This window comes from Luteitalea pratensis (assembly GCF_001618865.1).
GTDB classification, from domain to species: Bacteria; Acidobacteriota; Vicinamibacteria; order Vicinamibacterales; family Vicinamibacteraceae; genus Luteitalea; species Luteitalea pratensis.
In genome coordinates this window covers 2,697,153-2,724,100 of the sequence record NZ_CP015136.1, presented here as the reverse complement: position 1 = coordinate 2,724,100, position 26,948 = coordinate 2,697,153, and the positions used below count along the sequence as shown (strand labels likewise).

Sequence of the window (26,948 nt, the reverse complement as noted above, 5' to 3'; positions counted from 1 at the left end):
CGCCGTCGCGACCGCGGCATGGGTCTCAGACCGTCTGCGGCGACTCCACCAGCTGCTTCATGTACGCCAGGGCCATGGCGTTGGCGCGGTCGATGTCGTCGATGCCGCCCAGTCGATGGTCCTTCACACAAGGCAGGCAATACTCCGACACCAGGTACCCGTCGTAACCGGCACGCTGCAGTTCCGCGAGGAAGGGCGCGTAGTTGACCGGGCCGCCAAACGACGGGCATGGCCCCTGTTCGACACCCTCCTCGCCGTCGACGAAGTTCCAGGCGCCATAGTGGGTCAGCAGGACGTGCGCCCCGCACACGCGGGCCGCCTCCTTGACGTAGGCGTCACTCTGGCGCTCCTTGAAGAGCGGCGCGTCGAGACACAGCCCCACGTTCGAACGGTCGAGCTCGCGCATCATCGCCAGCGTGTCCTCGTACCCGGGACGCAGCACCGGCGCGTGATTCTGGAGCGCCAGCGTCAGGCCCCGCTGCGCGGCCAGGTCCGCCGTCTCCCGCAGGCCGTCCAGCGCCCGGTGCCAGCGCCGCAGGTCGGCGGGATACAGGCGCGCGTAGTAGTTCCCCTTCTCGTACGGCACGTACGAGGCGGTGTCGTCCTCGTCGTTCACGAGTCCGGGCCAGGCCGCGAAGACCTTCACCAGCGGCACACCAAGATCCACGGCAAGGTCGAGCACCAGCCGCATCATCGCGAGGTTGTTCTCGCGTTCTTCCATGATCGGGCTGGCGAAGTTGGACAGGCTCTCGATCGCGCAGAGTTCGATGCCCTCGGCGTCGGCCGCGGCACGAATCGCCTGGCGATCCGACCGGCCCAGGTCCAGCGGCGAGGCCACGGGTCGTTTGGTTTCGATGGCCAGGCCGTCGAATCCGAGCTGGCGCGCCTTGCGCACCTGATCGACGACGCTCAGCGCCGGCCCGTCATAGAACAGGCCTGCGTAGGACACGGTCAGCAACGCGAACTTCACGAATACCTCCAGTCGCCCGCGCGGGAGCCGCGCGTCAATCCCCGACACGATACCGCCAAACCCGTTGTCGCGGGCGCCACGCGCGTCGAGCAAGCTCGACGCCTACACTCTGAGGCACCGGCAGATCGCGTCGACCTGAAGGTCGACGCCTACGTTCGGGGTCATTCCAGGTCGTAGCTGTCGACCTTCGGTCGACAGGAAGCGTCAGCGTTCGAGCAAGCTCGACGCCTACGCCAGAGGAAGCGAATCGGGAATCGGGAATCGACGATCGGGAATCGGCGACGGTAGCGCCGGCGCCTACTCCACCCGTAACGACTCGAGCGGGTCGTACCGGGTCGCGCGCCAGGCCGGAATCAGACACGCACCCATCGCCGCAGCAGCGATGGTCAGCGCGGTCACGGCGAGTACCGTCGGATCGGACGCGTTGACGCCGTACAGCTCGCTTGCCAGCAACCGCGCCGCGGCAACGGCACCGAGCGTGCCCAGCACCAGGCCGAGAGCCAGTTGGCTCACGCCGCCCGCGAGCACCTGCCGCACCACGGCCATGGGGACCGCACCCAGGGCGAGCCGAATGCCGATCTCCCGCCGGCGTGTCGCCACACCGTAGGCCATCACTCCGTAGATCCCGACACAGGCCAGCAGCAGCGCCGCGGCGGCAAACGCCGAAACGAGGCCGAGGACCACCTTGCGCTGCGTGAGCGATCCCGCCCGCGTGACGTCGAGCGAACGTGGATTGGCCAGTGCGACGCCCGGATCGATGGCGGCCAGTTCGCGCCTGACGCTGCCGACGAGCGACAGTGGTTCGCCCGTGGTCCTCACCGCGAACGACATGCGGCCCGAGTTGAACACGTACGGTACCCAGCAGAACGGCTTGCGCTCGCCATCGAGCTTGCGGTCGACGATGTCGGCGACGACGCCGACGATGCGCCACTCGGCGGCCTGGATGCGAAGCACCTGCCCCACGGCATCTCCCGTCGGGAAGAAGCGACGCGCCGTCGTCTCGCTGATGACGGCCACACGTGCGCCACTGCCGACCGTATCGTCGCTGCTGATCACGCGTCCGGCACGTACGCGCGCGCCAAGGGCCTCGAGGTACCCCGCTGACACGAAGTCCATGCGGCCGAGCGTGAGGCCCTCGTCTCCACCGGTCCCGGGGCGCTGGAAGTACTCGCCCGAGCCGCCGCCACTGAAGGGAATCGCCTGGCCAGACCCGGCCTGCTCGATGCCAGGCAGTGCGCGCAATCGCTCGACCATCCTCGTCGCGAACCCGACCCGTTTCTCCGGCGCGTCGTACGACGCCTTCGGCAAGGCGACGTCGAAGGCGAGGACCCGTTCGGCGTCGAAGCCCGGATCGACGTGTGTGGTGTTGGCAAGGCTGCGCAGCAAGAGGCCGGCCGCGGCGACCAGCACCATCGTGAGCGCCACCTGAGCGACGACGAGCATCGCCTGCGTACGATGCTGACCCGCGGCCGTCGTGCGGCGGCCGCCGTTGTTGATCGCGAGGCTCAACTCGGGGCGCCGGGCGCGCATCGCCGGGACCAGGCCGAAGAGCAGACCGGTCACGAAAGTGACGGCCGCCGAAGCCGCGAGCACACGCAGGTTGAGTTGTGGCGTGAGCGCGATGGGTAACGACCCGGCGGCCACCGAACGGAGTCCGCGCACGCCGCCTGCGGCCAGGACCATGCCGAAGCCACCGCCTAGCAGCGCGAGCACGACGCTCTCGGTGAGCAACTGCCGTGCGAGCCTGGCGCCGCCGGCACCGAGCGCGGCCCGCGTCGCCATTTCCTGCTCGCGCTGCCGGCCACGCGCCAGAACGAGGTTGGCGACGTTGGCGCAGGCGATCAACAGCAGCAGCGACACCGCGCCGAGCAGGAGCAGCATCGGCGTTCTCGTCACCACGCCCAGCGCTTCGGTCACGGGCTGGGCGCGGACACTCCAGGCGCGCTTGAAGGTCGGATAGTCGGTGTCCAGGCGCTTCTTGATCGCCTTCAGTTCGGCGTCCGCGGCCGCAAATGTGCCCCGCGGCGACAGCCGTCCGAACACGGCGGCCCAGTGCGGCGAGCGCGCCGCGCGCGGCGTCCCCGGCGTGAGCACCGCCGGGACGAAGAACGTATCGGTCGGGAAGATCCACGCGCCCCGAGGCAGGACACCGATCACCGTCCGTGGCACATCGTCCAGCACGAGGCGCTGGCCGAGGATGGCGCCGTCGCCACCGAGCCGGGTGCGCCAGAAGTCCTCGGTGATCATCACGACGTCGGTGGGTCCGCCGGGCCGGTCCTCTTGCGGCAGGAAGCCGCGACCGATCACCGCCGGCACACCCAGGACCTGCAGGAACTCGTGCGACACCTCCATGCCCGTCAACTGCTCGGTCACTCCGCGGCCGCTCAGGTTCTGGGCCACCGGACTCGTGAGCACGATGGCCTCGAACTGCGTCTGGTGTGTGCGCCAGTCGAGGAATGCCCCGCCCGAGGCGCTGTTGGTGCCTCCGTCCGGGCGTGTCTCCCAGATCAGCGCCAGCCGCTCCGGCTCGGGCAGCGGTACCGGCCGGAGGAGCACCGCGTCGAGCAGGCTGTAGATCGCGGTGTTGGCGCCGATGCTGAGTCCCAGCGTGCAGATCGCCGCCGCGGCAAACCCCGGGCTGCGCAGCAGCAGGCGCGTGCCTAAGCGCAGGTCCTGCACGCATTCGTCGGCCAGGCGGCGCCAGCGACTCCGCTGCTCGGCGCGCTCGTCGATCGGCCCACACACGGCGTCGTGGGCCGAAGCGTCGCCGAACTCGCGTGACGCCTGCGCTCGCGCCTCAGCCTCTCCCAGGCCCTCGCGGCGCAAGGTCTCGATGCGCATCTCGAGGTGAAAGGCCATCTCGTCGGCGATGTCGCCGTGAATCTCGCCGGCCGTCCGTGACGTGAACCGGAAGAGGCGTTTGGTTCCGCGGGGGCGCATGGTGATACCTCAGGCAGGCTCAATCACACGTGACATGGCGGCGGCGTACCGCTGCCACGTCACGACTTCGTCGCGCAGCTGGCGACGGCCGGTGGTGGTGAGGCTGTAGTACTTGGCGCGGCGGTTGTTCTCCGAGACTCCCCACTCGGACTCCACCCAGCCGCGAGCCTCGAGGCGATGCAACGCCTGGTAGAGGGCGGCGTCTTCCATCGAGATGACGGCGTCGGTGCGCTCGCGAATCCACCGCGAGACCGCGTAGCCATGGACCGGGCCCTGCTGCAGCGCGCGCAGCACCAGCAGGTCGACCGTGCCCTGGATCAGGGAAAGTGAGGTGTGTGACATCGGCTCGCCCCTTTCGACGGACGCAGGCGACGCAATGTTCCACTAAGCATGTGAGGGGAAGCAACCCGGGCCTTGGGCCCACACGTAGCCGTCGACCTTCAGGTCGACGGTCGAGACGGGATTCGGGATTCGGGATTCGTCGATGGCCGATCCCGCTGCGTTCAGCGTTCGGGTTCCTCAAGGCGGCCCGCGGCGTTCGGCGTTCGGCGTTCGGCGTTTTGTCTAAGCCATCTCATCCGTTGGTCCGGTCTGGCAGCCGCGTTCGTTGTTCAAGACATGATCGCCAGACTGCCGCCTTGGATGCCTGCGGATCCCCGCGACGGCAGCGCGAGTCGCACGCCGGTAGGGCCGGCTCCCCGCCCACGGCCCACCACGACACGGCCCCTGCATGTGGCCATCGCCGTACTCGCCACGCTGAGCCTCGCGTGTACTCGCGAACGGCCTGCGGAGTACCAGGCCGCAGCGGCAGCGCCACCCGCCCAGGCCGGCCTCGTGCGGCCGCTCGACGACGACAGCTCCGATCAGATCGTATCGTGGGTGGACGGCACCGTCGTGACCGACTGGCACTCGGAACAGGCCAGGCGCGACCGGGCGATCGCGGCATACCTGGCCGACGCCGATCCAGGACACGCGGCTGCCTATGGCTTCCGCGCCGGCCAGACTCCGCAACTCGCGTGGCGCTGGTTCCAGGACAACCCTGTCGGCTTCAACGGCGTGCCCTTCGTTCTCTTCAAGACGCTGCTGGACCTCGACCCCAATCACCAGAACCCGGAACTTCGCGCCATCGCGCGCATCTGGAAGCGGCAGGCGACAGTGCCGGTGGCCGGCGGAGGCACGAACAGCGAGTGGACGTTCGATCACATCGGCATCGCCGCCAATCCGTCCGATTACGTCGACGGCGTACTGCGGCCCGCTGCCGAGCGTCACGCGAACCTGCCATACGGCTTCGCGTTCGAGAACCCGCAGACGTTCACACCGCTGTCGCGTACGCAATCGGCGGTGCTCGACGGCAGCCTGCTCGCACGGCGTGTCTTCAAGAACACGGCGCTGCTCGTCGCCAAGATAACCACGACCGCGCACGAGGAGAACTGGGAACGGGACCGGCCCGGGTTCGGCAGCCCCGGGACCACCGATCGCGTGTCGCTGTCGTGTGCCGCATGCCACGTCGGTCGCGTGCTGGTGTCCGGGAAGATGCGGTACCTGCCCGGGATGCCCAACACCGAGATCGAGGCCCAGTACTACTCGAAATTGCTGATGCTGACGGCGGGCGCGCTCGTCCAGTCCGGCTTCGATCCCGCGTCCACGTCGCCGGTGAACCCGGCCAACATCAAGCCGCGAACGAGTGTGGTCAAGGCGCTCTACACGGAGATGATCGACAAGGCAAGGCATCGCCCCGAGTCGCTGTACGGGTCGTCGCCTGCCGACATCGCCCGCGGCAAGCAGCAGACGCTGGTCGTCGCCGACGCCTTCCCGAGCGTGATCCAGGACGTCATCGCCCTCGGCGTCAAGACGCACTTCATCTATCACGTCGTCGCGAAGAACAATGCCTACAAGCAGCGATTGCCCGACGTCTTCGAGGATCGGCCCGGCCAGATGGATGCCTTCGGCATCGCGTCCGGCCTCGTCGCGATTCACACGCGGCGTCGCGACAACAGCTTCATGGACTTCGTGCAGCGCGACAATCCGAAGAGCCCGTTCTTCACCGGCTTCTCGATTGCCAATGGACTGCCTGCCGATGTGGCCGGCATGACCGCGCCAGCGGCGGACGCACGGATGGCCTCCGACCGGACATTCGCCAGCCTGTCGGTGTGGGCGCCGCCCGTGCCTGCGCCGATCGACATCAAGAGCGTGACGTGGGCCACGCAGCGCTACCACGCCAATTGGGACGGCAACCAGGGCGCCTCGTCGCGGACGCTCGCATCCGGTGCCTCGGCCACCGGCGATCCACGCATGGTGAACGTTCGCATCCATGAACCGCTGAACCCGTTCATCGACAACCTGCCACCGCCGCCGTATCCGTTTGCGAGCGTCGATCTTGCCCGCGCCCGCGAAGGCAAGGCGATCTTCAGAGACACCTGCGCGACCTGCCACGCGCCACGCAACGAGCGCATCTACCCATGGCAGATGCTCGGCGTCGATCCGAATCGGACGATGGTGAATACGAGCGTGTCGCGATACGGCCTGGCAGCGCTCGTGATGGAGGCGTGCGTCATCTACGGCATGAACCACAAGGGCGAGCCCGGTGCCGAATGGTGCATGCCCAAGGGCGACTGGAACGCGCGCCTGGACGAGTACTTCCGCGATACGCCGCGCCGGGTGGCGGAGCGCACCAGCGGCTACAAGGCGGACATGCTGCACGGCATCTGGGCGCAGGCGCCGTACCTGCACAACGGCTCGGTGCCGACGCTCGGGCAGTTGCTGTGCCCGTCGACCCGGCCGGCGCGTTTCCTGCGCGGGAACCTGCACTACGACGAGGCCCTGGTCGGCTTCGAATGGGCCGACCGGCCGAAGGCGCGCTATGCGCCGGGCGAGTCGATGCTGGTGAAGGAATACGACACGACGGTGCCCGGCCGCTCGAATACCGGTCACCGCTTCGGCGCCGACCTCTGTCCCGACACGAAGGGGTTGGATCCGATTGCGGACCGCAAGGAAATCGAGACCCGCATCACCGGCTCGCGCGTCGGCGCGCTGCTTGCCTACCTCAAGACGTTGTGAGGCGACAGCGTCGTGTCAGGTGGAGGCGAGGCGTGTCGCGGGCAGCCGTAGCCGCGCCACGCACCCGGGCCCGTTGGCCCGATTCTCGAGCGACACGTGCCAGCCGTGCGCGTCGGCAATCTGCCGGCACAGCGCCAGCCCGATGCCGGTTCCGCCAGGCTTGGTCGTGAAGAACGGCACGAACACGTCGGCGCCCGCGGTGACGCCGCGTCCCCGATCGAGGATGCGGACTTCCACGTCGCCCGTGTTCTCGACGTGCCACTGCACCTGCGCGAGCCCGCCGGATTCGTGCGACGCATCGAGGGCGTTGCGAACCAGGTTGATGAGCAGTTGCTCGAGCTGATCGGGATCGGCGCGGACCACCACGTCGGGGCCGGGAACGACCTCCAGCAACGGCGACGGCTGCAGTGCCGCGACCCGCTCGACGACGGGGCCGATGGCCACGTCCTGGATGGTCGGCGGCGGCAGCTTCGCGAGCGTGGCATAGCCGCGCAGGAACCGGTTCAGGGACTCGGCCCGTGACTCGATGACGCCGAGGCCGCGCCGCACGTCGGCGCGCGATCCGTCGTCCATATCCGCTCGTTCCACGAACCGGGCCAGGCTGTTGGCGATCGACGTGATCGGCGTCAGCGAGTTGTTGAGCTCGTGACTGAGGACGCGGATCAACCGCCGCCACGCGAGTCGCTCCTCCTCGCGCAACGCGCGACTCACCTCGTTGAGCACCAGCAGGTGATGCGCGAGGCCATCCTGCCTGAAGGACGAATGCCGGACGTCCCAGCGCCCCGACGCGCCGGGCGTGTCCAGCGACACCAGGCCCGGCTCGCTCGATTGCAGCAGGGGCTCGCAGCCGAGTTCCTCCGCCGTCATCCCCAGGACACTCTCGACAGGCCTCGCGAAAAGGCGGGCCGCGGCGGGATTGGCCAGCCGCAGCACGTGTCGATCGTCGAAGGCCAGCACCGCCGACTCGAGCTCCGACATCACCGTGGTCAGCAGCGCACTCGCCTCGACCTCCGTGAGGCGCTGCGTCTGCAACCACGCGGCCAGGGCGTTGAACTCGTGCAGCAGGACGCCGACGTCGTCATCAGCGATGTCGGCGCGCGCGCGCACCGAGAAGTTCCCTTCGCGCAGCCCCTGCAGCAACGCCGACGTCGTCCGCAGCGGCGCGACGACGGCGCGGCGCAGCATGTACAACGCGTACGCGGACCAGGTCACGACGATGGCGAGCAGTGTGAGCGAGGCGGGGCCGTAGGCGGGAGCGCCACGCAGCAGCATCGTCGCCGCCAGGCCGAGGGCGGGGCCGATCAGCAGGAGTGCCCAGAGCGTCACACCCGCTGCATGCCGCATCGGCTAGAGTCCGAGTCGCTGCATGCGCCTGTACATGGCGCTTCGGCTGAGACCAAGCGCCTCGGCGGCCGCACTGGCGTTGCGGCCATGACGATCGAGCGCCTTGCGCACGAGGTAGGCCTCGACATCCTCCAGGCTCATGTCGTCGATCCTCGGACCGCCTTCCTTGGTCGGCTCGAGGGCGAGGGCATCGCCCGTGATGCGCGGCCCGTCACTCATGAGGACGGCGCGTTCGACGGCGTGATCGAGCTCGCGGATGTTACCCGGCCACGAATGCTCGAGCATCGCCTGCAGGGCCGACGGCTCGAAGCCGTCCAGCTGCTTGCGATACCGGCGCGCATGTCGAACGAGGAACGAGCTGGCAAGCAGTGGGATGTCTTCACGTCGTTCACGCAGCGGCGGCATGCGGACTTCGACGGTATTGAGGCGAAACAGCAGGTCGCGGCGGAAGCGCCCCTGTTCGACTTCGGCCTGAAGGTCGGCGTTGGACGCCGACAGCAGGCGTACGTCGATGCGCCGCGTGCGCGACGATCCGAGGCGCTCGAACTCACGGGTCTCCAGGACGCGCAGGAGTCGCGACTGCACCGACGCCGGCATGTTGCCGATCTCGTCCAGGAACAGCGTGCCGCCGTCGGCTACCTCGAAGCGGCCCAGGCGTTCCGTGCGGGCATCGGTGAACGCGCCACGCTCGTGGCCGAACAACTCGCTGTCGACCAGTGTCTCGGACAGCCCGCCGGTATTCACGGCGACGAACGGACCGCTCACCCGAGGCGAGGCGTCGTGCAGCGCCCGGGCCAGCATCGACTTGCCCGTGCCGTTCTCGCCGGTGATCAAGACGTTGGCATCTGACGGCCCGACACGGGCGAGCACCTGCAGGACCGGGCGCATGGCCGGCGATTCGGCGACGAGGGTGCTGGCCGGTGCCGGTCGCAGCAATGCGTTCTCGGCCTCGAGCTGCCGTGTCCGGCGCAGCGCACGACCGAGTTCCACCTGGGTGCGCAACACCGCGAGCAGGCGTGCGTTCTCCCAGGGCTTCTGGATGAAGTCCCCGGCACCGCGATGCATCGCCTCGACCGCCATGTCGACGGTTCCCCACGCCGTCATCACGACGACGGGCAGGGTCTGGTCGACCTGACGCAGTTGCGTCAGCAGGTCGAGCCCCTCCACCCCTGACGTCGTGTCGCGCGCGTAATTGAGGTCGATCAGCGCGAGGTCGTGCTGGCCACCTTCGACGGCGGCCAGGACGGCGCCGGGCGAACCCACCCCGTCGACGTCATAGCCTTCGAGCTTGAGCAGCAGCCGTACCGCCTCCACGACGTCGGCCTGATCGTCGGCCACGAGCACCCGGGGACGTGGAGGCGAAGGCGCAGGGGCGGTCATGGAGGCGTTGCTGCTGATGCCCTACCGAGGCACGTCCGCAGCGCTCATCGCGGCATCCGCGGGGCCGGTCGTCGCCAGATGCTCCTGCACGATGCGTCCGTCGTACAAATGGATGGCACGGCCCGCGTGCGCCGCGTAACGCGGGTCGTGGGTGACCATGCAGATCGTGGCTCCGTCGCGGTGAAGCTCACGCAGCAACTGCATGACCAGTTCACCGTTGTGCGAATCGAGGTTGCCCGTGGGCTCGTCGGCCAGCAGGATCGACGGTTGCGTCACGACCGCGCGGGCCACGGCGACGCGCTGCTGCTGACCGCCCGAGAGCTGGCCTGGCAGGTGCCTGGCCCGGTGGCCCATGCCGACACGCTCGAGGGCCTGATCCACGCGCTTGCGGCGCTCGGCCCTCGACATGCCCATGTAGGTCAACGGGAGTTCGACGTTCTCGTAGACGCTCAGGTCGCCGATCAGGTTGAAGCTCTGGAAGATGAAGCCGATCTCGCGGTTGCGCGTGCGTGCGCGCTCGACGACCGACAGGCTCTCGACCGGCCGGTCGTTGAGCCAGTACTTCCCTTCGGTCGGGGTATCGAGCAAGCCGAGAATCGACAGGAGCGTCGACTTGCCACAACCCGACGGCCCCTCGATGGCGACGTACTCGCCGTAGTCGATCGTCATGTGGATGCCGTCGAGTGCGTGCGTCAGGATCTCCTCGCCCTCGAAAACCTTGCGGATGCCTTCCATTCGGATCAGCGCATTTGCCATCGTGTTGACGCTCTTTCGCTTTGGGACTCTACTTGATCTGGAGGCGATCGACCTGATCCCACGCCGACATGTCGGAGAGAATCACGCGCTCGCCCTGACGCAAACCTTCGACCACCTGGATGTGCCGGACCGATCCCTTGCCGAGACGCACCTGGCGGCGATGCGCCATGCCCTCGCCGTCGACACTGAAGACACTCACCGTGCCGTTTTCCTGACCGCTCGATGGCCGCGCCATGTACAGCACGTTGACGAGCCGCTCGATCTCGACGATGCCGTCGACCGAGAGGTCGGGCCGGGCGCCGTCGGGTAGCGCCGCGGTGAACGTGATGTCGACCAGGACCGTGCCGCTCACGGCTGCCGGGTCCACCCGCGAGACGTGCCCCTCGGCCTCACCGTTACGAGTGTCGACCCGCGCCACCTGCCCGATCTGGACGTCACGCGCCTGGGTCTCCGGAACACGCACCTGCGCCTTGAGCTGTGCCGGGTCGGCAACGCGAGCGACGTTGGTGCCCGCGGTCACCTGGCTGCCCTGCTCCACCGGCACGGCCTGCAGCACGCCGGCCATGCCGGCCCTGACCGCGAGTAGCTGCAGTTGCTCGGTCTTGAGGGCGAGCAGGGCGCGCATGCGCGCGACCTCGGCCTGCTGTTCGGCAACCTGCGAGGGACGCATGCCGTTGCCGACGTCGAGACGCTTTTGCTCCGCGGCGACCTGCAGAGCCAAGGACTTGGCGCGAGCCGAGGAGCGGCGGTGCTGCAGTTCCGACACCAGGCCGTCGCCGAGCAGCGCTTCATCTGCCTCCGCATCGGCACGGGCTTCCCCGTACTGTGCCTCGGTCTGGGCAACCAGGGCCTCCTGCGCCAGGAGCGCGGTGGTCGCATCGGCGTCGGCGCGGCGGAGGCGAGCCTCCGCGGCGGCCAGTTGCAGGCGGGTGTCCACGACCTCCTGCGCCAGCGCCGGGTTCTGCAACTCGAGGATGACGTCGTTGGGTTGGACCTGGGCGCCCGGTCTCAACAGGATACGCGCGACGCGGCCGTCTGTGCTCGCCGGGATCCAGGCGGTGTTGACCGGCACGAGCGTGCCGGTGCCGCGCACCTCGCGCACCAGTTCGCCGCGGGCGACGGTATCGAACCACAGCGGGCTACCGTCAACGGTCGGCGCGGCCGGAGCCATTCGCATCACGGTCGCTCCCCCGCCGATGGCGAGAACGAGCGCAGCCAGGGGCACGCGCATCCGCCGCCAGCGGCGGCGGCGTCCTTCTTGCGGAGTCAACGGAACATCAGGCACGTCAGAGCCCAACGCAAAGTCCACGCCAACGTGGGCTGGGCCGCCATTACGCGTGACGCGCCCCCGCCGGCCGAAGCGCGTCCCATTACCGGGACCGGGCGTCGCGTCGGTGGGACGCCGGCAGTCCCTGTCCCCGAACCACGTGGTGGGTGAACCGCGACGTCCCTGCGAACGCATGAGCAGCAGGGGGACATGGGTACCGGGTACCGGGTACCGGGTACCGGGTACCGGGTACCGGGTATCGGGTGCCGGGTATCGGGTGCCGGGTACCGGGTACCGGTACCGGGTGCGGGCATCCCGCAATCGACATTGCCGCCTTGCGGCATTCAAGCATTGACAGGGCGGCATTCCACGTGAGGCGTGGCAGAACGCGCGCCATCGGTCTGGGAGGACCCGTGCAGTCGATGTCCGCTTGTGGCAGCTGGCATGCCTGGCGGAAGCGTTGATACGCTGTGCCGGCAGCAAGGGCTCATGCACTTCGAGTGGCGGCGTGATGACCCATCGGGTATCACCGAGGTGACGTTGGCCGGCACCTTCGTCCCTCGCCGCAATCGGACGCGGCGACGGCGGCCTCTACGCGTCCGGCTTGTGGCGCGGCGGCCGCGTGCTGCTCGACATGCAGCAGCTCGAGATCCAGACCGTGCCGGGCTACGAGGTCCTCAACGCACGCGTACAGCGCTGGATCAACACCTTCGGCGTTCCCGAACTCGTCGCGGTCGTGGTGTCGGACGGCGCCGTGTCGTATGGCATCGTCCGGATGCTGATGGGCGCGTCCGGCGCGCTGTCGGAGCGCGTCGATGTGTTCACGACCCGAGACGCCGCGGTGGCGTGGCTCACCGGTGCACACCGCGACGGGGCGGAGTGAGTCCGGGCTGTCTAGGACGAGCCGCCGGTGCCGGCCGCACGCATGGGCAGTCGCAGCGTGAAGGTGGTGCCTTCGCCCTCCACGGAAGCCACCCACACCTGTCCGTCGAGCGCCCGCATCGCGTCGTCTACGATCGCGAGCCCGAGGCCCAGGCCCGCCACGTGCGCGAGATCTTCCCGATCGGCATGGGCACGGGAGAACCGTCGGAAGACGCCGTTCAGCGCATGCGCGGGAATGCCGACGCCGTTGTCCGACACGTCCACTTCGCACCACTCGCCATCGCTGCTGGTGCGGCCCGTGACCATCACGTGACGCGTGGGCCTGGATGGATCGGCGTACTTGATGCCGTTGGACAGGAGGTTGACCAGCACCAGTTCCAGCCGGCCGACATCCACGAGGAGCTCGGGCAAGTCATCAGCGATGGTGATCGCCACGCCACGCGCCTCGGCCATGTCATGCAGCTGGCGCGACGCCTCCTGCGCGACGGTGGTCAGCGCCACCGCCTGCAATACCGGCGTGTCCTGGCCACCGCCCAGGCGCGCCACGGCTTCCAGCTTGCGGGTCACCTCCACGAGCTGGGCGACGTTGCGCTCCATCGCTTCCCACAGCCGCGTCGTGCGGGCGCCGTCGAGGTCCGGACGCTGGAGCAGGGTGACGCCGAACTGCAGGGTGCTGAGCGGTTGCCGCCACTCGTGCGCCGCCAGGCGAGTGAACTCCTCGAGCCGACGCGCCTGGTCGGTGATCGTCTCGGTGTAAAGCGCGACGAACGTCTCGACCGTTGTCTGGCACAGGGCGTTCACCGCCTGCTGCAGTCGCGCCACCACCAGGACCGCGGCCCGGGCATCCGGTGCGGCCGCCACGCCGGCGAGTTCGTCGAGCACGAACGCGACCAGCACGTCACCGAGGATCTGGTATTCGCGCAGGACCTGGTGCAACGACGCCCGCTGGCCGTGACGCAGATTGCCCAGTTCCCGCGCCTTGTCGGTGAGGCTCGTGTTGGCCGCCACCGCCACCTCGTCCGGCCGACGCACGCATTCGCCGATCTCGGCGATGACGAAGGGGATGTGGTCGAGCAGACTGTTGGTGGGAAAGATCTCCCGCGCACCGACGGGGAGCAGCAACAGCAACCGGTCGAACCACCGTGCGGCGAGAGCCCGATGCTGCTCCGCGATGCGGTCGGCGATGAAGGACTCGAACTCGGCGGTAAGCATCAGGACGATGTCAGCGAACGGATGTTGCTGAGCATAGCGCACGGCCCGGCATTCACCAACCGGACGCCGTGCGCTGACCGCCGGTTCAAATGGACGGATGAGCCACGCGAAAGAGTACACTCACGCCACCGACGTCGCGCCAACCTCCCGGCGTAGTTTCTCTTCGCGTGCTCACCCGTGCGGAGATGCCCTCCCGAGGCGCGACGTCGGCCTAGTAATCCTCGAACGCGCGCTGAATCACCTTGATGTCGGTCGAGAGCGTCAGCGCCATCCGCAGCAGGACCCGCGCCTTCTGCGGGTTGAGGTCCATCGCCGCCACGAAGCCGAGCGCATCGTCATCGACCTCGAGGTTGCGGCGCACGATGCCGAAGCCGACGTGGCTGCTGCGCACGATAACGAGGCCCTGCTTTCTCGCCGCGGCCAACGCGTCGATCAGGTCCTTGGTGCCGTTGCCATCTCCCACACCCGCCAGCACGATCCCCTTGGCGCCGGACGCGATCGCGGCCTTGACCATCGTCCCATCGACGCCCTCGTGCGCGTAGACGATGTCGACGCGCGGGTACGACGTCGTCCCCGCCACCGGGAACTCGCTCTTGGTCGTGTGCCGGTGCGCGGGCATGTTGAAGTACCTGGGCTTGCCGTAGTACACCCGGCCGATCGGGCCGCGGTTGAACGACACGAAGGTCTGCACTGCTGTCGTGTGCGTCTTGTGCACGTCGCGTCCGGAGTGGATGTCGTCATTGGACACGACCAGCACACCACGTCCCCCCGCGTCCTTGTCGGCAGCGACCGCGACCGCGTTGTACAGGTTCAGCGGACCATCGGCACTCTGCGACGTCGCGGGACGCATCGACCCGACGAGCACGACAGGCTTGTCGCTGCGCACGACGAGACCAAGGAAGAACGCCGTCTCCTCCATCGTGTCGGTGCCGTGCGTGACCACGACGCCGGTCACGTCCGGCTGGGCGAGCACCTCGTTGGCGCGGCGGGCGAGCTTGCCCCACACCTCGTCGTTCATGTCCTGGCTGCCAATGCTGGCGATCTGTTCGCCGGAGAGCTGCGCCAGTTTCTCGATGCCCGGTGCGCCCTTGATCAGGGCATCGACCGACAGGGACCCGGCCTTGTACCCCGGCTCGCCTTCCTTGGGCTGCACGCCGGCAATCGTGCCGCCGGTCGCGAGAATCACGACCTTTGGCAGTGCTCCGCCAGCCTGTGCAGCGGCCGACTGCGGGTAGAGCGGGGCCACCGCCGTCACTGTGCCCAGCATCACGACTCGTACGATGGTGTTCAGTCTCTTCATCATGTCCTCCGGGAGGTATCGCTCACGCGTGCCGCCATCACGGCAGTCACGACATGAGCGCGACGATGACGGGGCCCCAGGCCGTCAGCAGGATGTTGCCGATCGCATAGGGAACGGTGTAGCCGAGCACGGGCAGCCGGCTTTGGGATTCGTCCTGCACTGCACGGAGCGCTGCGGTCGCCGTGCCTGCGCCGGCACACGCCCCCAGCAGGATCACCGGGTTCATCTTGAGCACGTAGCGGCCGAAGATCAACGCGACGACGTGCGGCGTGACACAGACGAAGAACGCCACTGCGACCAGCGAAGGGCCCGTCTGCTTCAACCCGGCCACGAACGTCGGGCCCGCATCGAGGCCGACGACGCCGATGAACACCGCGAGGCCGATGGTGTCGAACACCCACAGCGCGGGCTCGGGAATGCGCCCGAACGTCGGCCGGATCGATCGCAACCAGCCGAAGACGAGACCCATGATCAGGGCGCCGCCGCTGGCGGTCAGCGTCAAGGGCACGCCGGCGACGTCGAACGACAGCATGCCGAACAGCCCGCCGATCAGCACGCCCAGGCCGACGAACACGACGTCGGTCTCGCTCGACGGACGTTCGAGGTAACCGACCGCCTCACCGACTCGCGCGACGTCAAAGCCATTGCCCGCGATGCGCAGGAGGTCGCCCCGCTCGATGACGGTGTCCTCGTGGTAGGGAATCTCCAGCCCGCCCCGGACCACCGCACGCAGGGCGACGCCACGCCCCAACTGACGTCCGACCTCGCCGAGCGAGCGGTCCGTGAACCTGGTCACGACCACGTCGGCCGTGATCAGAGGCTCCGAGAGCAACTGCGCGTCTTCGACCTCGGTCCCGAGCGTCGCCGCCGCCGTCACGATGGCACTGCGCCGGCCCGCGATCGCGACGACATCGTCGGCACCAACGCGGAAGTCGGGCCCGACCTCGCAGATCTTGCCGTCCCGCCGCGCCCGCTCGATGAAGAGGCGCTGCGCCTCGAAGGTCTTCTCGATCTCGCGGACCGTCCTGCCGACGAGTGTGCCGTCTCGCGGGACGTACGCACGACGAACCCACTCATCGAAGGCCGAGATGAATGGCGTCCCTTTCGCGCCACTGAGGATGGCGTCGAGTTCGCGCGCTTCCTTGCGGATGTCGACGCGCAGCAGCCGCGGGGCAAGGCTCCCGAGCAGCCAGACCACGAACGTCGTACCCACCAGGTAACTCACCGCGTACGCGACGGGGATGTTGTTCAGGAGGCGCGTCTCTTCCGCGGCAGGCAGGGCCAGCCGACGGATCGCGTCGCCGGCCGTGCCGATCACAGTGGACTCGGTGAAGGCGCCCGCCATGAGGCCCGACGCAGTACCTACGTCGTAGTGCATGACCTTGGCGGCAAGCAGGGCCATGCCGAGACTCGTCACGCACAGCACCACCGTGAGCGATGCCTGCGCGAGCGCCTGCCGGCCGAGGCCGCGAAAGAACTGCGGCCCCACCTTGTACCCGGTGGCGAACAGGAACAGGTCGAAGAAGACGACCCGCACCATGGGATCGACCTTGATGCCGCCGATCTGCCCGACCACGACCCCGGCCAGCAACGTGCCGACGACGTTGCCCAGCGAGAAGGACCCCACCCGCAGCCGGCCTATCTGGAAGCCGATCGCGAGGGTCAGGAAGACGGCAAGCTCGGGGTGCTGCCGCAGCGCGGTGAAGAGCAGGTCGATCACCGCATGACCAGAAAGAACCATGGCGTCCCTATGACGAGGTAGATGATCAGGTTGACGACCGTCGTGATCGCACCCAATCGGTAAAGGTCACGCTGGGAGAGATAGCCGCTCCCGGCGAAGAGCAGGTTGGCGCTCGACGCCTGTGGCGTGATCGCCGAGAAGAAGTTGGTGGCAAAGAGCAGCAGCAGCGCGAGCGGCATCGCCGGCACGCCGACCTTGACCCCGACGTCCATGAACACGCCGAAGAGCGCCAGCAGATGCGCCGTCTGGCTGACGAAGAGCAGGTGCAGGAGGATGTAGGCCAGGACGAGCGTCAGGCCTGCCACCAGCCACGACCAGCCCTGCATCGCCAGCGCGAGGCGTTCCCCCACATACGACATGAACCCGAGCTCGTTCAACTGGCTGCTCATCGCAAACAGCAGCGCGAACCACAGGTAGGTGGCCAGCACGTCGCCTTCCTTGGCGATGTCTGCCGCCGTGAGCACCCCGGTGGCGAGAAACACGCCGAGCCCGAGGAATGCGACCGCCGTGGCGTCGATGCCGAAGGTCGACGCCGAGGCCCACAGCGCGACCATCACGAGGAACGTGATCGTCACGATTCTTTCGTCGCGCGTCAGTGGCCCGAGTGCGGCCAGTGCCTCCCGTGCGGCGGCGGGCGCGTCCGGCGTCGATGTGACCTCCGGCGCCATGACCCTGTACAGCACCCACGGCAGCACCGCCATCGCCAGCAGCGTTGGCAGCGAGCTGGCCAGCAGCCAGCTGCCGAAACCGATGTTCACGCCATACGCACGCGCGATCTCGGTCCCGAGCGGGTTGGCGGCCATCGCCGTCAGCCACAGACCGGACGACAGCGTGAGACTCGCAACGCCGGAGAACATCAGGAACGCGCCGAGCCGCGCGCGCGACGGGTCGTTTGGCCGGGCGCCGGCCGTTGCCGTCAAGGACATCGCCAGCGAATACAGGACGCCCGATCGCGCCGTGTTGCTCGGGAAGGCCGGCGCGATCACCGCGTCGACCAGGAACAGGCTGTACGACAGCCCCAGCGTCGAGCGGCCGAAGGCCCGCACGACGACATGGCCGATCCGCTCGCCGAGGCCGCACTTGACCACCGCCCTGGCGACCAGGAACGCGGCGATGATCAGGACGATGGTGCCGTTGGCGAATCCGGACCACGCGGCCGCCGGAGAGATGACGCGGGCGAGGACCGCGACGGCGATCGCGAACAGGGACGCGGTCAGGATCGGCAGGGCCCCACAGACGACCGAGAAGATGGCCGCGGCGAAGAGCGCGAAGAGGTGCCACGGCGCTGCGGTGAGCCCCTCGGGCACCGGGGTGAACCACAGCCCCACCGCGAGCGCGAGGCAGGCGATCCTCGCGATCCACGGCGAGCGCGTTGTCTGCACCGCAGGCGCCGCCGGCGTCACCGCGCCGCTCATCGTGGCGATTCCCTGCGATACCTGCCACTGAGCGAAACGGCCCGCGCCTGCACGACACCCTGCTCGCCGGGCAGCACGTACTGCCACGTGAACGTGTAGGAGCCCGCGACCCCGGCGTACCGCCCGGTGCCGCCAGTGATCGTCGCGGCCGAACGACGCCCCGCTTCCACCGGCGAGCCGACCATGCGGCTGTAGATGCGATCGCCTTCGTCGTCGGTCCACACGGCACGTCCGATGCCGTTGCCCTGGCTCTCCTCGAAGCCGATGGCCTCGACGCGGAAGCCGCGCCGCAGGCCGGCGCCAGCCGTGATCACCAGCGACCCGGTCAGCCGCATGGTGGCGGCGACTCCACCGTCCTCCTGCGGCAGCGTGTCGCGACGGCCGGTGGCCGTGAGGGTACCGGAGAACGACTGCCAATCGCCCTGGGGCGGCCCCCCCGTCTGGGCGCTGCCGGCAAACGACGCGACCAGTGCGAGACCAGCAATCAGGGCGAGGCGTGGCATGGCGTCTTACTCGGCCCGCTTCTGTCCCGTCATCGTGACCGGATCGAGCACCTGCGCGATCTGCGCGTCTGTCAGTACCTTTTTCTCGCGAATCAGGTCGAGGATGCCCTTGCCGGTCTTCATGGCCTCGGCCGCGAGTTCGGTGGAGCGCTCGTAGCCGATCACCGGATTGAGCGCGGTGACAGTGCCGATGCTGAAATCGACGTAGTGGGCGCAGACGTCACGGTTGGCCGTGATGCCGTCCACGCAGTGCACGCGCAGCGTCCGTGCGGCGTTGATGAACAGGGTCTGGGCTTCGAAGATGCAGGCGGCGATGACCGGTTCGAAGACGTTCAGCTGCAGCTGCCCGGCCTCGGCCGCCATCGAGATCGTGAGGTCGCTGCCGATGACCCGGAAGCAGACCATGTTGACCACTTCGGGGATCACCGGGTTGACCTTGCCGGGCATGATCGACGAACCAGGTTGCTTGGCCGGCAGGTTGATCTCGCGCAGGCCACAGCGCGGGCCCGATGAGAGCAGCCGCAGGTCGTTGCAGACCTTCGAGAGCTTGATCGCCAGGCTCTTCATGCACGACGAGTAGAGGACGAACGCCTGCGTGTCCTGCGTCGCCTCGATCAGGTCCTCCGCCTTGTAGATCGGCAGTCCGGTGATTTCGGCAAGCGCCTTCGTGCAGGCTTCGGCGTAGCCGGGAGGCGCATTCAGGCCGGTGCCGATGGCCGTTGCGCCCATGTTCGTCTCGCACAGCACCTGCTCGATGGCCTTGAGGGTGCGGATCTCGCCGGCGAGCGTCTCGCCAAACGCGGTGAACTCCTGGCCGAGCGTCATCGGCACCGCATCCTGCAGTTGCGTCCGGCCCATCTTCAGCACGTCGCCGAATTCACGACCCTTGGCGCGGAACGCCTGGACGAGTTCGGTCATCGCGGCGATCAGCCGGGCGTTGCCGAGCGCGATGCCCACGTGCAGCGACGTCGGATACGCGTCGTTGGTGGACTGCGATCCGTTGACGTGGTCGTGCGGATCGCAATAGCGGTACTCGCCCTTGGCGTGGCCCATCAACTCCAGCGCGCGGTTGGCGATGACCTCGTTGGCATTCATGTTCGTCGACGTGCCGGCCCCGCCCTGCAGCACGTCGAGCCGGAACTGGTCGTGCAGCTTGCCCTCGATCAGCTCCTGGCAGGCGCCCTCGATGCCGGTCAGGATGTTGCGGTCGAACTGCCCGCACTCGTGGTTGGCCCGCGCGGCCGCCATCTTGACCATCGCGAACGCCCTGATCAGATCGGGGTAGAGGCGTAACTGCACGCCGGAGATGTGGAAGTTCTCGAGGGCGCGCGCCGTCTGGACGCCGTAGTAGGCGTCGGCGGGCACCGCCAGTTCGCCGAGGAGGTCGTGCTCGATCCGCATCGCTGCAGGTGTCTGGGACATGAGGGTTGCTCCAGTGGTAATGCCGCATTACCGCATTACGGTAATGCCGGAATGCCGCAATGCCGCGAATGTCGAAGGCCAACGCCCCCGGACCGAGCGCCCGGGGTGAACCTGGGCTCGTCCGGATAGGACGGCGCCGGCCAACGAGGCCGGCGACCCAGTTCAGCGTTCGGCATTCGGCGTACAGCGTTCGTCGCTGACCGTATCCCTGCGAGGCCGGCGTTCCACACCCCGGCGTTCTTTCAGTCGCGTGCCCCGCCTTCAGCGCGGCGCTGCCGCGTTCGGTGGTGGCGGCGGCGTCGCGGGCTGCCCGGGCGGCGGCGCCTGCTGCTCGGGCTGCCACCCGCCGCCGAGCGCGCGATAGAGCTGCGCGATGACCCGCAACTGCCCACCGCGCGTGTTCGCCAGCCGCAGCTCCAGCTCGAACAGCTGCTGATCCGCGATCAGCACTTCGAGGTACGACGAGAGCCCCGTCTCGTAACGCAACCGCGACAGGTCGGAGGCATCGCGCAAGGCGACGACACCCGCCTCCTGCTCGACGCGGATCAACGCGAGCTTCTCGATGGTGACCAGTGCGTCGGACACCTCACGATAGGCATTCAGCGCGGACCGCTGGTAGATCGCAATCGCCTGCTCGAACCTGGCCTCCGCGGCCTCGAGGTTGCGGCGGATCCGGCCGGCATTGAACAGCGGCTGGAACAGGCCTGCTCCGAACGACCAGACGATCGAATCGCCCTTCAGGAAGTCGGCCAGATCACCGCTGACCGTGCCGAGGCCTCCGGTGAGACTGATACGCGGGTAGAACAGCGCCTTGGCCGCGCCGATGTCGGCATTGGCCGCGACCAGCTGCCGCTCGGCCTCGAGTACGTCGGGGCGTCGCTCGAGCAGCGCGGCAGGGATACCGACAGGCACCATCGGAGGCGTCGCCTGTTCGGTCACGGAACGGCCACGCGTGATGGCTCCTGGCGCACGCCCGGCGAGGACGCTGATGGCGTGCTCGATGATGGCGATCTGGCGCTCGAGTTCGGGGATCGATGCCGCAGTCAGCGACCGGTTGGCGCGGGCCTGGTTCAGTTCGAGACGGTTCGACACGCCTCCCTGGAGCCGGTCGGCATAGTACGTGACCGTCCGTTCGTTGAGTTCGAGCGTCCGCCGTGCCACTTCGAGCTGGGAATCGAACTCGCGCAACAGGAAGTAGGACGTCGCGACATCGGCGACCAGCGTGACCAGCACCGCACGCCGGCCCTCCTCGGTGCTCAGGTAGCGGTTGAAGGCGGCGTCGTTCTCACTGCGGATCCGACCGAACAGGTCGATCTCCCACGCCAGGTTGGCCGAGACCGCCGTGTTGTTGAAGGTGCGATCGCGTTCGGCCAACGCGCCCGGCGGCTGCGAGTTCCTCGAGGCCTGGTTGCCCGTGTACCCGGCGTTCAGGTTGATGTCGGGGTACAGGAACGATTTCGCGACGCCCGCAAGCGCTCGCGCCTCACTGACCCGCGCAACGGCGAGCCGCAGGTCGGGATTGTTGGCGATCGCGTCGCGGACCAGGCTCTGCAGGGCCGGGTCTTCGAAGACCTGCCACCACGGCACATCGGCCAGCGACTCGGGGGCGGCTGTCGCCGGCGCGCCGCGGTAGTTCGCGGGCGGCGCGAGGTCGGGTCGTTTGTACTCGGGGCCGACGCGGCACCCGCTGACGGTCACGGCCACGAGGACCGGAAGCGCCACGAGAGCCCGGCGTGCGTGCCGATGCAGGATCATGCTTCCGCTCCGTGATGGGGAACCGCGGGTGTCGCCGGGACGTCCGCTGGCTCCGGCACGTGCTTCCGGCCGGTGACCTTCTCCACCGTGACGTAGAGCACGGGGACGAGCAGGACCGCGAGGAAGGTCGCGATGAGCATGCCGGAGAACACCGTGACGCCCATCACCTTGCGCGCCTCGGCACCGGCGCCAGTCGCCCTGAGCAACGGCACCACGCCGAGGATGAACGCAAACGCGGTCATCAGGATCGGCCGGAACCGCAGCCGCGCCGCCTCGAGGGCGGCCGGGACCGGATCCTTGCCTTGTTCGCGCAGCATCTTCGCGAACTCGACGATCAGGATGGCGTTCTTGGCCGCCAGGCCGATCAGCATGATCAGCCCGATTTGCGCGAAGACGTTGTTCACGTAGCTGGGCCCTATCCACTGCCGTGCCGCCCACAGGCCGAAGTACGCGCCGAAGGCCGCGAACGGCGTGCCGAGCAGCACGCTGAACGGCAAGCCCCAGCTCTCGTACTGCGCCGCGAGCACGAGGAACACGAGGAAGATCGCGAACGCGAACGTGATTGCCGGGTTCGGCGCACGCTTCTCCTGGTAGGACATGTCGGCCCAGTCGTAGCCCATGTCGGCCGGCAGCACCTCTCGCGCGACCTCCTCCAGCGCGGCGAGTGCCTGCGCCGAGCTGTAGCCTGCAGCAGGCACACCTGTCAGTTCAGCGGAGCGATACAGGTTGAACCGGTTGGTGAACTCGGGACCGCTCGTGGAACTCGTCGTCACGAGCGTGTCGAGCGGCGCCATCTGGCCGTTCTTGCCGCGGACGAAGAACAGCCCGAACTGCTTCGGATCTTTCCGGAATTCCGGCTCCGCCTGCACGTACACCTTGTAGACGCGCCCGAACTTGTTGAAATCGTTGACGTACGTGCTGCCGAGCAGCGCGCCGAGCGTGTTGTTGACGTCGGCGAGCGGGGCGCCGAGCTTCAGGACCTTCGACCTGTCGATGTCGGCGTACACCTGCGGCACGCTCGCGCGGTACAAGGACGAGATGCGTCCAATCTCGGGACGCTGCCGCGCCGCCTGCATGAAGCGCTCGGTTTGCTCGGCCAGGTAGGCGGGCGACTGCCCGATGCGGTCCTGCAACTGCATCGTGAAGCCGGCGCCCGTCCCAAGACCTGGAATCGCCGGCGGCCCGAACGCGATGACGAATCCTTCCGGAATCTGCTGCGCGAACGCCCGGTTCAGGGCTGCGGTCACGCCGTTGGCGTGCTCCTCTTCGCTGTGACGGTCATGCCACGGCTTGAGCGCCACGAAGAAGAAGCCCATGTTCGAGGAGTAGGCACCGGTCAGGAGACTGAAGCCCGAGATGGCGTTGTAGCCCCCCACGGCGTGGTTGGCCGCCAGGATCGCCTCTGCCTTCTTCATCACCGCGTCGGTCCGCTCGAGCGAAGCGCCATCGGGCAGCAGCGTGCTGATCAGCAGGTAGCCCTGATCTTCCTCGGGCACGAACCCGCCAGGAATGCGTCCCACCAGCCCCACCGTCAGGTACGTGAGCCCGGCGATCAGGAAGAGGCCGACCACGAATTTCCGCACGAGGAGAGTCGTGAAGCTGATGTACCCGTTGGTGGCGATGCCAAACACCTTGTTGAAGCCGTTGTAGAAGGGCGTCAGCAGCGTCCGCTTACCGGTCGGCGCCCGGAGCAGCAGCGCCGCCAACGCCGGCGACAGCGTCAGCGCGTTGACCGCCGACAGCAGCACGGACAGCGCAATCGTGATCGCGAACTGCTGGTACAGCGCACCGGTGATGCCGCCCATGAAGCCGACCGGCACGAAGACCGCGGTCAGGATGAGCGCGATGGCGATGACCGGCCCGGACACTTCCTCCATCGCCTTCATGGTGGCTTCCTTGGGCTGCATGCCGTGCTCGAGGTGATGCATCACCGCTTCCACGACGACGATCGCGTCGTCCACGACGATGCCGATGGCCAACACCAGGCCCAGCAGCGAGAGGACGTTGATCGAGAAGCCGAGCAGCGGGAAGAACATGAACGCGCCGACCAGCGACACCGGCACGGTGAGGAGCGGGATCAGCGTCGCGCGCCAGTTCTGCAGGAACACGAACACGACGATGATGACGAGCACGACCGCCTCGACCAGCGTATGGAGGATTTCGGTGATGCCCTCGGTGACCGGCAACGTCGTGTCGAGCGAGACCTCGTATTCCATGTCGCGCGGGAACCGAGTCTTCAGGTCCTCCATCGCTGCCTTGATGTTGTCGGCGACCTGCAGGGCGTTGGTCCCGGGGATCTGGAAGACGGCAATGACCGCCGACGGCTTGCCGTTGTGGCGGCCGACGGCGTTGTACAGCATCGTCCCGAGTTCGATGCGCGCGACGTCCTTGAGGCGCACCTCGGAGCCATCCGGGTTGGCGCGGACGATGATCTCGCCGAACTCGTCCTCGGTGAGGAGGCGCCCCTGGGTGCGGACCGTGTAGGTGTACTCGGTGCCGGGCACCGCCGGCGCGCCGCCGATCTGGCCCGCCGGACTCAGTTGGTTCTGCTGGTTGATGGCGTTGATGATGTCGGGAACGGTGATCCCGAGGTTGGCGATGCGGTCGGGCCGAAGCCAGATGCGCATCGCGTAGTCGCTGCCACCGAACAGGTTGATCTGCCCGACGCCGGGGATACGGGCGATGTTGTCGTTGATGTTGATCGAGGCGTAGTTGGAAAGGAAGTTGTTGTCGTACGTCCCGTTGGGCGACTTCACCGAGATGACCATCAGCGGGAAGGCGAGCGCCTTCTTCACCGACACGCCATAGTTCTTCACCGCCTGCGGCAACTGCGGTGTGGCTTCAGACACGCGGTTCTGCGTGAGGACGTTGTCCATATCGAGGTTGCTGCCGACCTCGAACGAGACCTTCAACGTCAACGTGCCGTCGTTGGCGTTGGTGGACTTCATGTAGATGCCCTTCTCGACGCCGTTGATCTTCTGCTCGAGCGGCGTCGCGACGGCGGCCTCCACGTCGGTGGCGCTGGCGCCCACGAAGGTCGTGGTGATCTGCACCATCGGTGGAACGATCTCGGGATACTGCGCGATCGGCAGTCCCTGCATCGCCACCAGTCCCAGCAGGACCATGATGATGGACAGGACCATCGCCACGATCGGCCGGTTGATGAAGAACTTGGCCATCGCCTACCTCCCCCCTGCGACCGTTGCGGCTGGCGCAGGATGGCCCGCGTCGGCGGCGGTCGCCGACGGCGGTGCGGACGGCGGTGCGGGCTTGGGCGTGACCACCGTGCCTTCACGTAACCGCTGCAGGCCGGCGACCACGACCTTCTCGGTGCCCGTGAGGCCGCTCTCGACGACCCACAGGTCGTCGAGGCGCGGGCCCACCTTGATGTTCTTGAACGCGACCTTGTTGTCGCTGCCGACCACCGCGACGCTGTACAGGTTCTGCATCTCCTGGACCGCGCGCTGCGGCACGAGCATCGCGTCCTTCTTCGACTCGGTGACGAAGTGGATGCGGCCGTACTGCCCCGGCCGGAGCAGCCCGCCAGGGTTGGCGAACTTGAACTGCAGGCTCAAGGTGCCCGTCGTCGGATCGATGGCGCGCTCGATCGCGTCGAGGGCCCCCTTGTGTGGGTGCGTCGACCCATCGGCCAGGATCAGATCGATCGGAATCTTCTTGCCCGCGTTCGCCGTGCGGACCTCAGCGGCGCGACGCGCCAGGCGCAGGTACTCGGCCTCGCTGATCCCGGCCCGGAACAGGATGGGATCGATTTGCGAGATCGTCGTCAACAGCGTGCTCTCGCCGCGACCGACGAGGCTGCCCGCCTTGACCTGCGTGGTACCGACGAGCCCGTCGATCGGCGAGGTCACGTTCGTGTACCCGAGGTCGAGCGACACGCGCTCCATTTCCGCCTTGCGCGCCTCGACCTGCGATCGGGCCGCGTCGGCTGCGGCGACGGCGTCGTCGAGCTCCTGGGCACTGACGGCCTGCTTGGCGGCCAGTGGCTGCAGGCGCTTGACGTCGTTCTGCGTCTTTTCGTAGCGGGCCTGCGCGGTCCCCAGTTCGGCCTTCGAGTTTGCCAGCGAGGCTTCGAGCGGCTTGCGGTCGATGCGGTAGAGCACCTGTCCCTTGCGCACCAGCGTGCCCTCGTTGAAGCCGACGACATCGAGGAAGCCTTCGACACGCGCGCGGATCTCGACGTCCTGGAAGCCGCGGGTCTGTCCGACCAGTTCCATCGGCACCGGCACGTCACGCCGGACGACCGGCGTGACGAGGACCTCGGGCGGGGGTGGTGGCGGCGGCGCCGCTTTCTCCGAGCAGGCGCCGGCCAGCAGGCCGGTCCCGAGCAGCGCGATGACGAGACGCGCACGGCTCCGCGCGGGCTCGACATGTGTGTGGGGGGGGCGACACATGACGTTCTCCTTCATCACCAGCATGGCGGCGCCTTCTGCGCTACTTCAACAGCGGCAGTTCGGCCGCAAGGCGTACGTCGACGATTCGGTTCAGGCCCATTTCGGCCTGGTACCAACGTCCCACCTTGACACCCGGAATCACCTTCCGGAACTCGCCGAGATAGCGCTTGATCAGCGCGAGCCGCTGCTCTTCGAGGCCGAGCGCGAGGTCGATCAACTCGGTCGCCTTGGCGTCGGTCAGCGACCCGTAATTGGTGGCATACGCCTTGATGCCCGCGTAGCGCTTGTCGCCGATCGCCATCAGTTCGGCTTCGTACTGCTTGTAGACCGGCCAGAAGGCCGCCGCCTGCGTGGCGTCGAGTTCGAGGGCGGCGCCGATGATCTGCGCCTTGTCCTTCTGGACGCCGTCGCGAATCAACTTCACGTACTCGTCGACGTTCTGGGGCGCCGGCTGGGGGGCCGGTTGCGTCTGCTGGGCGTGCGCGCCCGTGGCCATACCCAGGACGAGGACCGTCCCGCCAATCCACCGCTTGCTTCGAATCACGTACCTGCTCCTTCGCTGTGAGGGACCCGGCGACGCAGGCCACGCGGG

Annotated in this window: 19 protein-coding genes; 2 read left to right on the top strand and 17 right to left on the bottom strand. The window is 67.9% G+C overall.

Going from position 1 to position 26,948, the window contains the following annotated elements:
• Positions 1-25: 25 nt before the first annotated feature.
• The 3 genes from LuPra_RS11200 to LuPra_RS11190 form a co-directional block, all read right to left on the bottom strand.
• A complete protein-coding gene (locus LuPra_RS11200; RefSeq protein WP_110170816.1) occupies positions 26-1,063 on the bottom strand; it encodes a sugar phosphate isomerase/epimerase family protein in 1,038 nt (345 codons plus the stop codon).
• A gap of 204 nt (positions 1,064-1,267) precedes the next feature.
• A complete protein-coding gene (locus tag LuPra_RS11195; RefSeq protein ID WP_110170815.1) occupies positions 1,268-3,910 on the bottom strand; it encodes an ABC transporter permease in 2,643 nt (880 codons plus the stop codon).
• 9 nt (positions 3,911-3,919) lie between these two features.
• Complete coding sequence (locus tag LuPra_RS11190) at positions 3,920-4,252, bottom strand: PadR family transcriptional regulator (protein WP_110170814.1); 333 nt, start codon at positions 4,250-4,252, stop codon at positions 3,920-3,922.
• Between the two features lie 300 nt (positions 4,253-4,552).
• Here LuPra_RS11190 and LuPra_RS11185 point away from each other — a divergent pair, with 300 nt between their 5' ends.
• A complete protein-coding gene (locus LuPra_RS11185; RefSeq protein ID WP_157899014.1) occupies positions 4,553-6,967 on the top strand; it encodes a c-type cytochrome in 2,415 nt (804 codons plus the stop codon).
• Between the two features lie 15 nt (positions 6,968-6,982).
• Here LuPra_RS11185 and LuPra_RS11180 read toward each other — a convergent pair whose 3' ends face one another.
• The 4 genes from LuPra_RS11180 to LuPra_RS11165 are packed head-to-tail and all read right to left on the bottom strand — an operon-like array spanning position 6,983 to position 11,627.
• Entirely contained in the window at positions 6,983-8,311 is a 1,329-nt protein-coding gene (locus LuPra_RS11180) for a sensor histidine kinase (protein ID WP_110170812.1), read from the bottom strand.
• Between the two features lie 3 nt (positions 8,312-8,314).
• Positions 8,315-9,691, bottom strand: coding sequence for a sigma-54-dependent transcriptional regulator (locus LuPra_RS11175; RefSeq protein ID WP_110170811.1), 1,377 nt, complete (start codon positions 9,689-9,691; stop codon positions 8,315-8,317).
• Positions 9,692-9,712: 21 nt separating this feature from the next.
• On the bottom strand, positions 9,713-10,447 hold the full coding sequence (locus LuPra_RS11170) for an ABC transporter ATP-binding protein (protein WP_110170810.1): 735 nt from the start codon (positions 10,445-10,447) through the stop codon (positions 9,713-9,715).
• A 28-nt stretch (positions 10,448-10,475) separates the two neighbouring features.
• On the bottom strand, positions 10,476-11,627 hold the full coding sequence (locus LuPra_RS11165) for an RND family efflux transporter (RefSeq protein WP_157899013.1): 1,152 nt from the start codon (positions 11,625-11,627) through the stop codon (positions 10,476-10,478).
• A 691-nt stretch (positions 11,628-12,318) separates the two neighbouring features.
• On the opposite strand from LuPra_RS11165, the gene LuPra_RS11155 reads away from it, so the two are divergent.
• Positions 12,319-12,597, top strand: a complete 279-nt coding sequence (locus LuPra_RS11155; RefSeq protein ID WP_110170807.1) for a hypothetical protein — start codon at positions 12,319-12,321, stop codon at positions 12,595-12,597.
• A gap of 11 nt (positions 12,598-12,608) precedes the next feature.
• Here LuPra_RS11155 and LuPra_RS11150 read toward each other — a convergent pair whose 3' ends face one another.
• From LuPra_RS11150 to LuPra_RS11105, 10 genes are all read right to left on the bottom strand, one after another.
• Positions 12,609-13,808 (bottom strand): sensor histidine kinase, encoded by a 1,200-nt coding sequence (locus tag LuPra_RS11150; RefSeq protein ID WP_157899012.1) that lies wholly within the window; start codon positions 13,806-13,808, stop codon positions 12,609-12,611.
• Between the two features lie 211 nt (positions 13,809-14,019).
• Positions 14,020-15,108: a type II asparaginase gene (locus LuPra_RS11145; protein WP_110174644.1), complete on the bottom strand. Its 1,089-nt coding sequence runs from the start codon at positions 15,106-15,108 to the stop codon at positions 14,020-14,022.
• 46 nt (positions 15,109-15,154) lie between these two features.
• Positions 15,155-16,849, bottom strand: coding sequence for an aspartate-alanine antiporter (aspT, locus tag LuPra_RS11140; protein WP_110170805.1), 1,695 nt, complete (start codon positions 16,847-16,849; stop codon positions 15,155-15,157).
• Positions 16,825-18,264, bottom strand: a complete 1,440-nt coding sequence (locus tag LuPra_RS11135) for a DASS family sodium-coupled anion symporter (RefSeq protein WP_110170804.1) — start codon at positions 18,262-18,264, stop codon at positions 16,825-16,827. The genes aspT and LuPra_RS11135 overlap by 25 nt, the downstream gene beginning before the upstream one ends.
• Entirely contained in the window at positions 18,261-18,767 is a 507-nt protein-coding gene (locus LuPra_RS11130) for a hypothetical protein (RefSeq protein ID WP_110170803.1), read from the bottom strand. The genes LuPra_RS11135 and LuPra_RS11130 overlap by 4 nt, the downstream gene beginning before the upstream one ends.
• 6 nt (positions 18,768-18,773) lie before the next feature.
• Positions 18,774-20,189 (bottom strand): aspartate ammonia-lyase, encoded by a 1,416-nt coding sequence (locus tag LuPra_RS11125; RefSeq protein WP_234800833.1) that lies wholly within the window; start codon positions 20,187-20,189, stop codon positions 18,774-18,776.
• Positions 20,190-20,450: 261 nt separating this feature from the next.
• Positions 20,451-21,944: an efflux transporter outer membrane subunit gene (locus LuPra_RS11120; protein WP_110170801.1), complete on the bottom strand. Its 1,494-nt coding sequence runs from the start codon at positions 21,942-21,944 to the stop codon at positions 20,451-20,453.
• A complete protein-coding gene (locus tag LuPra_RS11115) occupies positions 21,941-25,123 on the bottom strand; it encodes an efflux RND transporter permease subunit (RefSeq protein WP_110170800.1) in 3,183 nt (1,060 codons plus the stop codon). The genes LuPra_RS11120 and LuPra_RS11115 overlap by 4 nt, the downstream gene beginning before the upstream one ends.
• 3 nt (positions 25,124-25,126) lie before the next feature.
• Positions 25,127-26,356, bottom strand: coding sequence for an efflux RND transporter periplasmic adaptor subunit (locus LuPra_RS11110; protein WP_157899011.1), 1,230 nt, complete (start codon positions 26,354-26,356; stop codon positions 25,127-25,129).
• Positions 26,357-26,396: 40 nt separating this feature from the next.
• Positions 26,397-26,900, bottom strand: a complete 504-nt coding sequence (locus LuPra_RS11105) for a hypothetical protein (protein ID WP_110170798.1) — start codon at positions 26,898-26,900, stop codon at positions 26,397-26,399.
• Positions 26,901-26,948 lie beyond the last annotated feature (48 nt).